Raw genomic sequence first — 11,696 nt, forward strand, 5'->3', positions numbered from 1 at the left:
AAATATGTATAGGGGGATGGAAAATGGTAACTATTGATGATTTTTTGAAACTTGATGTTCGTGTTGGAACGATTATTAAAGCGGAGTTTTTTGCAAAAGCAAAAATACCTGCGATTAAACTCCAAATTGATTTTGGACCAGATATCGGAAGCAAAACATCAAGTGCACAGATTACTAAACGATATAGGCCTGAAGAGATTGTAGGGCAACAAATCATTGGGGTAGTTAACTTCCCTGCTCGAAATATAGCGGGTTTCCTATCAGAAGTATTAGTTCTTGGAGGAATACCGGATAAAGGGGATGTGGTTCTCTTGAAGCCAGATATTAAATTACCTAATGGGACACCTATTGGGTAATATAGGGTAATTGTTGTATTAAACTAACTAACAGTGGGTCTATTTTAAGATGTACACAAAATTGATAGTAATCGGAGAGAAGACCATGGAAGAATTAACAAGCTTAGTATCTGAAAGTATTGAGGCAAGTAAAACGGCGCTAGTCGTGATCGACCTGCAACAAGGAATTGTCCTCAGTCCAAAGCAGGGGCCGCATACAAGTGCTCAGGTGGTTGAGAATGCCTGCAAATTAGCTCAATCCTTTACGGAGAAAGGAGGATTTGTTGTTCTAGTGAGGGTGTCATGGCTAGATGGGCAAGATATGCTTAAACCTAAAACTGATTTACAAATGAATTCTGTCACCTATCCAGAAGGTTGGGACAACATCGTGCCAGAATTAGCGAATATCAAAAATGCACATCTGATTACCAAACGGCAGTGGGGGGCATTTTTCGGTACAGATCTTGATTTGCAGTTACGGCGCCGCGGAATAGATACGATCGTATTATGTGGTATTTCTACCTCGATTGGTGTGGATACTACTGCAAGAGAAGCTTATCAGCTTGGTTATCATCAAGTTTTTGTAGAAGACGCTATGACCGCGATGGTAAAAGAAGAGCATGATTATGTATGCAAAACTATCTTCCCTCGTATAGGTAAGATCCGGTCGAGCGATGAAGTAATATCCATGTTGAAATAGTATAAAAAAACCTCAGGCTCTCTCTGTAATTTCAGAGATTGTCATGAGGTTTTTTAATTGAAGTTATGTCTTACATAAAGATGAGGAGAAGTATCCCAGCTAAGAAGCAGTAATAAGAGAAATACTTCAAATTACCTTTAGCCATAATCCCCATAAACCAGCGCATGGAGAAATAAGTAACGATAAGTGTAGTAATAAATGCAATCAAGTATGGAATTGCTAGCTGCGAGCGGTTAGGATCGTGGGCAATATCAGATGCACCCATAACAAGTCCGCCCAAACTGACAGGAATATAAAGCATAAAAGAAAAGCGTAAAGCAGTTTCTTGCTTCATTCCCACAGCGATGGAAGAGATGACAGTTGCACCAGAGCGGCTTATCCCAGGAATAAGGGCGACTGCTTGGGCAAGTCCGACTATAACTGCATCCTTCGCTTTTAAGTCACCATCTTGTTTACGGCCGCGAAGGTTACGGATCAACCATAAAGCTACCCCTGTAACCAGCAAGGCGATAGATACGGTATGAACTGACGAGAAGATATCCTCAATCTGATCCTTGAAGAGTAAAGCAACGATTACCGCAGGCAAGGTACCGATGATGATGTACAAAGAGAACAGGAAATCTGACTTATATTCCTCTTTGCGGGTCAGAATAAATTGAACGAATCCAGTGATCAATCTTCCGATATCTTTACGGAAAATAAAACAAATCGCGATTAGTGAAGCCGTATTTGTTAAGATTTCAAATGATAGCCCATTTTGTTTTAAGCCTAGCAATTTCTGTGCGATGATCAAATGGCCGCTCGAAGAGACGGGGATTGGCTCAGTTGCCCCTTGAACAAACCCTAGAAACAAGTATTTAAGCCACAGTATAATATCTTCCATTTTACCTCCCAGTATTTTTGTAATCTTTTCAATCATATCGTATTCAATAAAGAAATGACAATAGAACCATCGTGCCATATTCAATTGGACGAGTTATACTAATTCGTAAGACTATTAAATGAGGTGGAACTATTTGTAGTACATTACTAAAAATTCAGCAGCATGATATTCCGAGAGCAGCCAGTGTTCTGGCCGAAGCATTTGCTAAAAATGATCCGTTATATCAGCATATCTTGCCTGATGAATCAACCAGATTACGCGTGTTGAATATTTTTTTCCATCGTTACATTGAGATGTTGTATCCATATTCGGATTTACTAACGACTTCTACTAACTTTGAAGCAGTGGCTTTAGTGTTCCATTCGGAGCGTCAGACAGGGACATTGATTTCGAACGTCAGGTATATGAAACAGATAGTCCTTGCGATCATCAAGTCATTACCGATCTGCCGAATCATTGGGGTGCGAGGATTTATACGTGGTTTATCTATTTTGCGTAGTATGAGTTCTTTATGGTTATCAATGTTTGGGGATCAGAAGTATAAACATTTGGATATGCTTGCAGTGCAAGAACAATATCGAGGCCAAGGATATGTATCAAAAATCATGACACCGCTGCTCGCGGAATGTCGTGTGAACAATACATTATGCACGTTAGAGACACAGACGCCGAGCAACTTGCCCATTTATGAGCATTATCATTTCCGTACGGTTAAAGTCATTCCTCTACCTAATAGCCCACTTGAGCAGTATTGTATGGCGTTTACGCAAGGAGTTGCTGAGTAGTTAATAAAAAAGGGCCGTCTCATTCAGCCAATTCATGGTTTATGGGGCAGCCTTTTTTTGCTTAGTCCATAAGAGTTAATGAAGCTTCAAGAGAAAAATCAGGGGATTTCTCCCTGTAATTCCGCGATCTTTTGTCATCCGGCTAGAATCTATTATTTTGTTTAACAAAAATAGCATAAGCTTCGAAGGATTGTTATAATAGAAACATATATTCCCGTGTTTCAGAACCCTATACAGGATGTATAGGGGTTTTATTTCTTTTAGTGAGGGTGATCGAGAATAAGTATGGCGTTGTCCGTACAGGGAGAAAAGGACCGGAGAGTTCCGCAGGAAATTTTAAATTATGAAGTGATGGCGAGGTTAGCAGAAAGATGAATTGGTCGGATTTTGGCGAACGAAACAAACGATTGAATCCCCTGTGGAATTTGGGGGCTGGCATGAACCTTGGCGAAATCCAACCGTACAAAGAAATGGTGTCTTTAAGCGTTCTGCTGCAAGTCTATTATCTGGAGCTAGAATCGAATGAGAGAAGATCCAAGGAGGATATTATAGAACTTACTTGGACTGCACTGGAACGTTTTAATATCGCCAATCTTGGGACTACCGAATCCGTAGAGCGTCTCGTGGACGGTTTATTGTGGAGCGGGAATGGTGGAGATTTCGAATCCTTTTTCTATGATGATGTGACCCGGCAAATGTCCGTGCAGAAATATAAGTATTTCACGGTGGACGAGGATGCGACCCGCAGCAGTTGGGAAGAGAATGGCAGAACCATCTATCGTCTCTCCGAATATGCAATGGAGCTCATTTTTATGAGCCATGAGATTATTGATGAATTTCAGATCAGCATCAAACTGCTCGAGATTCAAATGCATATTAAACATGGGCGCGTAACTCGGGCTCTTCAGGATGTTAATGAACTGATCTCCCGTGTCCGTAAGATGACCCAGCAACAGCAAGAATACCGCAATGCGTTACGCCGCAATCCGAAGCATATTTTTAGTGAATTCGGAGTGGCTCGGCATCAGCGACTCGAAGAGATTCATCATCAGTTCGAGGAGGAACGCAAACATTTTGACAGTATTCACCGTTCTCTGGCCCGGCTGGCCAATGATGAGAAAGACGTAATCGACTTCAATGAGATCCGTATTCTCTCTGAACGAGTCGAGCTTTCTAGGCGTGTGCACGATGAGCTGGCTGAGGTAGTATTGAATATTTTTGAGATGGAGACCAATTTAAGATTGAACTTTCCTGAATTATTCTGGGGAGCAGCCGGGTTTAACTTCCGTACTCACGTATGGGAGGAATGGGTGAAAGAAGAGGGTCTGCCAAGCGGTGACAGTCTTGAACTGCTGCTCAGCGGATTATTCGCTCCGAATCAGGACTTCGTTTATCCGCTTCCTTGGGCTTGGGAGGAACAAGAGGTAGGCTTTATCCCCGACTTAGTGATGGATGATTTCGAAGATGAGGTGGACGCAGAGCCTGTTCAATATATTCCTAAAGGTATCCCATGGGCAAAAGTAGTGGATCTGTGGAAGCCGGTTTTTACTGCCTTGGCTGAGCAGGGAAGCTTTACCTTTACTGCAGAGGCTTTTTCCGCCGAAGAACTAACAGGGTGGGCAAATACACCGGATGCTGTTGATCTGTGGGTGCAGTTTTTTCATACAGAGATTTTAGTGCAGGAACAGGCACCAGAAGGTGGTGGCGGCGTTTCTGATGAATGCCAACAGCTAATCCAATATGTACTTGCAGAAGATCTTCTGTTTGAGAGTTTACGCGGCAAAATGCTGCGGACGAGCATTGCTCCAGAGCCAGCCTCAAGGGTACGGTGTCCTGGTCTGGATATGAGTCCATATATGATTACGATCGTGGAGAGGTGAGAAGTTACTAACATGAGTTATACATTAGAACAGGTACAGCAAGCTTCGCGGCTATTTTTTGAATTGCTCCGTAAAAAAGTAATTCCTCTCGATGACCCTGCAGCGGCAGAATGCCTTCAGGATGCAGGAACTTATGATGCGCTTCAGTATGTTGCTAAAGAAGGGGGCTGTCGGGTGATGAATTCGGGGCACCGTCTCCATCTGCTGGTTAATCCACTGGGGTCAGTGTTTGCAACCAATTTCACCCAGTTAAAGAACAAATATTCACGTGTTGAGCGTAAAACTCACTTACATATTATCAATATTATTATTCTGGTTTTTCTGGCCGAAATGGATCAGGATGAGACTCATTTTAAGTCGGGGCAGGACAGTATGTCCTATATTCAAATTGCTGATCAGGTGTCCTCGCTCTTTCAGACGTGGATTCAGATGGATGAGGATGGGCGATTTAGCCAGCAGTGGCAGCTTGATATCCAAGCGATGTTTAAGGTATGGACCAGTCTCTACATGCAGACTAAGAGTCAGGAAGAAAGCGATCTTCTGACCAGAGGCGCAGGCTCACGAATTGGACTGATCCATGAAGGCATGAAACTTCTGGAAGAGGAGAAGCTCGTATTCATCTCTGAGACAGAGAAGCGTATCTTTCCTCGGGAAGAGCTGTATGAGAGAATGCGTTATTTATATCATGATGTCGATCGATACCAGGAATTAAAGAGCCTCATTGGAAGAACTTTAGCTGAGAAAGACGGTGCTACCTATGCCGCGGATTGAACGCATACGAATTACAGGACTTAAATACGAGAAGATGCTCAAGAAATACGACGATATGATTCTGGACCTCTGCAACGAAGAGGGACCCGCTAATACGCTTATTACGCTCATGAATGGCGGTGGAAAGGGAGTACTGCTGCAATCCATTTTTCAGCTGTTAATGCCCAAAACACCATGGGGCAAAGACAGTGAGAACCAGGTTGAGGCTTTTTTTCATAATCATAAAAAACAACTTAAACCGTACACTTTTCACGTAGCTATCGAATGGCATCTCGACAACAATGAGCGCAATGAGTATATGACTACGGGAATCGCTATGACGGCACATAATTCGCTTGATCAGCAGGATATCAAAGTGGATTACTTGCTGTACGCACTTACAGATTACGGTGAAGCGGCTGAACTTACGCTATCAACGTTGCCGTTATTTGACGAAGTGACTGCTGAACCTACGAGTTTTGAAACGATCCAGCAATTTGTACGCGATCGGCGGGGGGAGATTGTACCTTTTGGCAGCCATAGCTCGGATTTGAAAAGATATTATGACTTCCTGGCTATCCGGGATATCCATATCGCCGAGTGGCGTAATATGCGGCGGATCAATGGTGAAGAGGGCGGTATCAAAGGTTATTTTAAAAAGAATGATGCCTTCACCAATCATAACTTGTTCGAAAAGCTGATTATTCCTGAAATCGGATCTAGTCTGAATGAAGGATTAAAGGAAGACGACAATACGCTGCAGCGGATGTTTATCGATACAGCAACAGTGGCTCAGCGCTTGCCGATGCTTGAACAGCGGGAGCAGGTCTATTCAGAGTTTCTTGGTATGGCTGCACCGCTTTATGAGCTGGTGAAACTTGGCGTGGAGGCGGAAAACGTAGTACAAGAAACTGAACTACGTGGACGCCAAATCTATACGGTTATCTATGAAGAGCAGAGAAATGCAGAAGTTGAGCGAAGTAAGATTGCTGATGAACTGGCTGGACGTTATCAGGATGCGAAGCAACTGCGCTTTGAGACAGACAATCTTAAATACTTACGCAGCAAGGAAGAAACGGAACTGAAGCAAGAAGAGTTTAAGAAGCTCAGTGATGATCAGAGCCGTGCGCGTGGTCGGTTGGAGGATTCCAAAGCGCAAGAGAAGAAGCTTGAAGTAGCTTATTTTCTGGCTAAACGTTTGCTCCATACCCGGCAAATTGAGCAGTGGCAAAAAGAAATTCAAGCTATCGAAGGTTCTCTGGAGATGAAAGAACGGCAAGAGGTCATTCAGACAGCCAAGGAACAGCTGCGGAAACAGTGGGATGTGGTGTTTAATCTCTGGCAGCAAACGATTAGAGAGTTTGAGACAGCGCAGCAAGACCTGACGGCGGAAGAAAGGGAATTGCGCAAGGAAAGGGAAAGTTTCTTGGTAGAGCTGGCGGGGCTGGATAATCAGATCAATGAATTGACCTTATCTATTCGGCAATATACGGAAGAACTCGGAGCATTCGCAGCCCAATATGGGCAGGATGCCGCCCATTCTCCGGCAGCTGCGCTGCAGCGTACGGTCTCAGCGGCCAAAACGATTCTTCAAGACATTGGAGACTTGGAAGAACAGCACAAGCAGGAAGAGATTCGGAAGCTGGCACTGCATAAGAGTCATGCTGAGCTGAGTGAGAAACGGCGTTCTTATGAGCGTGAAGCGGACGAGCTTGGGGTTCTGCTTGAGTCACAGACTCAGAAAGAATCCCAATTATGGTCACAGCTCGTTGTACTGCTGGAAATGTATGAAGAGCATAATCGTTTAGGTGCTACCGGCCTTTTTGAAGAACAAGATGTTATCCCGGCACGTTTTATCCGAAAAATAGATGAAGTAGAGCAACAGACTAAACGTTCCAGAAGGGATTACTATAATCAGCTCATGGATGTGGAACTTCAGAACCAATCCTACTGGCTACCCAATTCAGATATTCTGACGGTCAAAGATACACTCGATTCGTTAAAGATTCAATCAACGCTAGGTAGTTCCTACTTAAATGACCGTCCGTATCTTGAACGTGAGGAAGAACTGGAGCAATATCCGTTACTTCCATATAGTTTGATTTTGACCCGGCGCGAAGCTGATAAAATTCAGCCGGAACTGATGAAGGACACCTTGCTGAAATCAGCGGTGCCGATCTTTATTCGTGAAGAGATGGCAGCTTCGCATCAAGCATCCTTCATGCTTTTTGCGAATCAAGGGCCGCAAATGGTCTTGCAGCCGGATCGTTTCCAGGATTGGAAGAGCAGTATTCAGGGGAAGCTCAAGGAACAGGAGCAGATCCTTCAGGACTCTGAAGCCTATTTATCTAAGTTGAAATCGGTGCGTCAGGAGTATGAACGTTTATTTCAAGTCGAGAATACCATGACGCTTACAGCCAAGCATGATGCGCTTATTAAACTGCAGGCTGAACTTCAGCAGAGCATTATCAATCTGAGCAATGAGATGGATGAGAATGAGGGGACGCTTACCCGGATCGGACGAGAGCTCGCTGAGAACAAAGTTCTAAGTGTGGAACATGAGCAGAGAGCGGGGGTTCTGCAAGCTTGGATTGAACGGACGAAGAAACAGGAACAAGATTATAAGGAAAAACAAAAAATAATCGAACGAAAGAATCTGGTGAGCAAAGAGTTAGCAGGTAAAGATCAGCAGCTTGAACACCTAAAGGTGCAAATGGAAAGCTTGAGCGGACAACGCAATAAATGGACGAGAGAAACCGAATATGCGATGTTCCCTAGACTGCAACGATGGTTTCCTGAGATTGTTTTCCCAACAGATCACCAGCTTTCTGATGAAGGAGAAGTCATACCTGTAGATCCTGTAGAGCAGAATCTTCTCTTGCAGCAGCTCAGTACCGTTGAAAGCCTGCAGCAATCACTTACCGAAAATGAGCTGGAAGTTCGGACAAGAGCTGCACAGATTAAGGCAGCAAGCGAGAATCTGGCTGAGCTTGAATCCAGCCTGAATCAAGTAGATGTGAATTGGCGGAAGGCGACTGAACCTACGGAAACGTCCGAGTCTATTATGGCTGCAAGAAATCGCCAAAAGACGGATACTACTTCGTTAGAGGAAGACTATCAGATTGTTCACGACGGTTACATCCGCTGCCAGACTGAATTGGAGAACTTGCAGAAAGAGTTGCGCAAAGTAGAGAAGGGTATCAAGGAGAAACATGAACGTGCCGTGGAGCTTTGGAATGAGGCGCTAGAGGATAAGGAGACAGAAATTCAGGAGCGCTGCCAAGCGAATGAGCTTATGCTTAACCAGTGTAAAAGATCCTTGGATCGAATGGATGTCCTCATCCAGACTTTATCCAATCAAATCAAAATAATGAATGCGCATATTGAGGATCGCGTCAACCTACGGAGTGTACCAGAAGAAATAACGCTGAGGGTTAGAGAAAGCTGCGAGCCTCTAGTAGCCGACTGGCTTCTCCGCATTAAAGATAGCCGGATTAGACAGGATGAGATCTCCAAAAAGGTGAAGGAAGAGAAAAATTCCTTAACCGAAAAACTTGCGAAAAATGAACGGAATTCCGAACTGGAGACCAAGATTCTAGATCGATTGAATACGGTCCATTGGGATAATTTCGCCATTGCACTGCAAGTCCTAGATTCCATGTTACGCAGTTCGAGCGATCAGATCGAGAGCATTCAAAGTGATAAGGAAGGCATGGATCTCTCCCGCAAGATGTGGGTAGGCCGGGCATCTCTACGAGTGGTACAAATCATTGATATTATGAAGCGAATGGAACGCCGGATGATTATTCATAACGAGAATAATTATGCCTTTCCGCTGGTACGTCTGAATTACAAGAATATCAATGTGCCAAGAACAAGCGATGAGGTAGAGCCGATGGTGAGTGACTACTTCAATCAATGCATCAATGAATTGCTCAAAAAGTATCCAAAGATAGAACAAGTGCCGGCGCTGGTAATCAAAGAGGTTATTAATGACGGACGAATTGTCTATGCGGCGCTGCAGAACCGCTTTCCGATACTTCAAGTGTATAAACCGGTAACGGAGAATTATTTCCTCTACGCCGCACCGGAAGATTATCATTATTCGGACTGGGAGATTATTAATCGCGGCGCACTGGATGAAGCAGTCGGCAGTGGTGGGCAACGTCAATCTGTACAGCTGCTGGTCGCAATGATGATCATGACGCATAAACGTGTGAATCGTGAGAATAAAGGCTGGACGGTCTTTTTATATGACAATCCTTTCGGAGAAATGGTCTCCAATAACGTGCTTGACCCCGTCTTCGAAATTTCCAAGGCGCTCAAATTCCAATGGCTGATTGTTACGCCGCCGGAGCTGGTGAAGAATGATGTCAGCGTGCGTTTTGGCGTGTATTGGCAGCTTTATTTTGGAGGCGTCAAAGGGGACATGCTGGAATCAACCCTGATCAAGGGAGGAAGAAAGCTTATTCCTGTCTCGTTGTTCTGAGTATGGAATGAAACTTAAAGAAGCTCCAGTATGCATCACGCTGCTGGGGCTTCTTTTTATTAAATGTTAAAGATATTTTGTTTATTTAGGTTTGCGTTCGGAAATATAAGAACCGATAAGCGTTAAAAAAGTTCCCGTTAGAATTGCCCAGGTGATCTTTTCATTCAGAACAAGGGCGGAAGCTGCCACTGTAATTACAGGAACAATATAGATATATACACTTGTTTTTACAGCCCCTAGAATCCCTACAGCTTTATTCCAAGTCAAAAAACACAGTGCCGAGGCACCCAAACCTAAGAAAAGCAGGTGAGCTACATTTGAAATTTCTTTAAATCTACTCGGACCTAGCTGAAAATCAAACAGAAACAGAGCAGGCAGCATAAACAGCAGACCATAGAAAAATACTCTGCGGGTAGCCCCTATAGTATGAACCTTTAATACGCTTATTTTTCTCATCAACACTGAATAAATTGCCCAAACCACAGGTGCCAGCAATGCCAGCAAGTCACCGATGGGGTTCAGCTGCAGAAGAAAACTCCCGTTCAGCCCAATTAATATAATTCCTGCCAAGGCTATCAAAAATCCTATAATAAACTGCCTACGAAATTTCTCTTCTTCTAAAAAGAAATGAGCGATCACCGCCGTGAAAAATGGAGCGATGGAGACAATCACACCTACATTGGATGCAAGGGTATAGACTAGGGCAATATTTTCTATAAGAAAATATAACGTGACCCCACAAAGACCTGCTGAGATAAAGAGTAATTCCTCTTTAAAGGATGTAGTTCGGATTGGACGTGAATAGATCAGTAACAGTACAAAGTACCCAATAAGAAAACGGAAGAACAGAATTTCCACAGGCGTAAAGTCTTTTAACAGTATTTTAGTGGAGATAAAGGTGGTTCCCCAGATTAAAATCGTAAGTAATGCCAGCAGATGTCCTGTGTTAATCTTGCGTTGATTTATCATTTCGTAAGTTCCTTGATGACTTTACTCCCGTTTGCTGAACAAATATACGCATATATTGCTTAGGGGTTAAGCCTATGAGTCTTTTGAAAAAATTTGTGAAATGGCTCTGATCACTGAATCCGGTTAGAGAGGCCACTTCTATTGGCAATATTCCTTGTTCTAAAAGCTTTTTGGCGTGGTTGATGCGAATAGTTTCCAAGTAACGGTAAGGTGATATTCCTTTCTGTCTGGTAAATAAACGCAGCAAGTGATATTTACTTAAGCCGCTTAATTCACTTAACTGGTTTAGCGTAATGTTCTGCGCATAATGTAACTCTATGTAATCGCAAATGATTTTAATTTCAGAAGTAGGCTCTTGTGGATAGGGGGTTTCTGTCTCCATGTATTCTCTCAAAAGCTGCTCAAGGAGAAATAGAAACAACTCTTCTTTTTGAAAATCGGATTGATCCTCTAACATCATTTGGTGCAGATCGTGTAAAGGGCTCGACAGTTCACTTTGGTAGAGAACATTGCGTGTGAACCGCGGTAAGTAGCCTATGCCGGTAATTTCTAGCACATACTCACGCATGACTTCCGGCTGAATATTGATGCAGCGATAGTCAAGCGTTCTCCCGTCTATCTGTTCACAGGCATGAGGATCCGCCGGATTAAAGATGACCACATCTCCGCTGTTAAGAATATGTTCTTCTTGGTTACAGAGCAGATGTCTCTTTCCTTGTTCAATAAAACCTATGACATAATAGTCATGAAAATGGTTGGGAAACTTCTGCATAATACCTTCGAATCGATACGCCTCAAATTTTAAGTCATGATCGAAAACGACAGTTCGAACTTCTCGAGTCATTGCTGCACCTTCTTTTCCAATTATGTATAACCATTATATTGTGAAAATTAGGGGCATTCTT

Annotated in this window: 9 protein-coding genes; 6 read left to right on the forward strand and 3 right to left on the reverse strand. The window is 43.4% G+C overall.

All coding sequences use genetic code 11. The annotated features are described in order from the left end of the window. Nucleotides 1-23: 23 nt before the first annotated feature. Together csaA and MKY63_RS21790 are read left to right on the forward strand one after the other, a co-directional pair. Complete coding sequence (gene csaA / locus MKY63_RS21785; protein ID WP_038572193.1) at nucleotides 24-356, forward strand: chaperone CsaA; 333 nt, start codon at nucleotides 24-26, stop codon at nucleotides 354-356. A gap of 85 nt (nucleotides 357-441) precedes the next feature. Then, nucleotides 442-1,035, forward strand: a complete 594-nt coding sequence (locus tag MKY63_RS21790; protein WP_036688884.1) for a hydrolase — start codon at nucleotides 442-444, stop codon at nucleotides 1,033-1,035. Nucleotides 1,036-1,105: 70 nt separating this feature from the next. Here MKY63_RS21790 and MKY63_RS21795 read toward each other — a convergent pair whose 3' ends face one another. Beyond that, nucleotides 1,106-1,918 (reverse strand): undecaprenyl-diphosphate phosphatase, encoded by an 813-nt coding sequence (locus MKY63_RS21795; protein ID WP_036688882.1) that lies wholly within the window; start codon nucleotides 1,916-1,918, stop codon nucleotides 1,106-1,108. Nucleotides 1,919-2,322: 404 nt separating this feature from the next. On the opposite strand from MKY63_RS21795, the gene MKY63_RS21800 reads away from it, so the two are divergent. The 4 genes from MKY63_RS21800 (at nucleotide 2,323) to MKY63_RS21815 (ending at nucleotide 9,822) form a co-directional block, all read left to right on the forward strand. Beyond that, nucleotides 2,323-2,703, forward strand: coding sequence for a GNAT family N-acetyltransferase (locus MKY63_RS21800; protein ID WP_235219572.1), 381 nt, complete (start codon nucleotides 2,323-2,325; stop codon nucleotides 2,701-2,703). A 371-nt stretch (nucleotides 2,704-3,074) separates the two neighbouring features. Then, entirely contained in the window at nucleotides 3,075-4,583 is a 1,509-nt protein-coding gene (locus tag MKY63_RS21805; RefSeq protein WP_141240267.1) for a hypothetical protein, read from the forward strand. A gap of 12 nt (nucleotides 4,584-4,595) precedes the next feature. Further along, on the forward strand, nucleotides 4,596-5,354 hold the full coding sequence (locus MKY63_RS21810) for a DUF6063 family protein (RefSeq protein WP_076100230.1): 759 nt from the start codon (nucleotides 4,596-4,598) through the stop codon (nucleotides 5,352-5,354). Beyond that, nucleotides 5,341-9,822, forward strand: a complete 4,482-nt coding sequence (locus MKY63_RS21815) for a hypothetical protein (RefSeq protein ID WP_076316271.1) — start codon at nucleotides 5,341-5,343, stop codon at nucleotides 9,820-9,822. The genes MKY63_RS21810 and MKY63_RS21815 overlap by 14 nt, the downstream gene beginning before the upstream one ends. Before the next feature lie 81 nt (nucleotides 9,823-9,903). Here the strand turns inward: MKY63_RS21815 and MKY63_RS21820 are convergent, their stop codons facing one another. Both MKY63_RS21820 and MKY63_RS21825 read right to left on the reverse strand, forming a co-directional pair. Next, on the reverse strand, nucleotides 9,904-10,788 hold the full coding sequence (locus tag MKY63_RS21820) for a DMT family transporter (RefSeq protein ID WP_256717311.1): 885 nt from the start codon (nucleotides 10,786-10,788) through the stop codon (nucleotides 9,904-9,906). Next, nucleotides 10,769-11,635, reverse strand: a complete 867-nt coding sequence (locus MKY63_RS21825; protein ID WP_076316272.1) for an AraC family transcriptional regulator — start codon at nucleotides 11,633-11,635, stop codon at nucleotides 10,769-10,771. Before MKY63_RS21825 ends, MKY63_RS21820 begins: the two co-directional genes overlap by 20 nt. Nucleotides 11,636-11,696 lie beyond the last annotated feature (61 nt).

This window comes from Paenibacillus sp. FSL R7-0189 (genome assembly GCF_037969925.1).
GTDB classification, from domain to species: domain Bacteria; phylum Bacillota; class Bacilli; order Paenibacillales; family Paenibacillaceae; genus Paenibacillus_AQ; species Paenibacillus_AQ odorifer.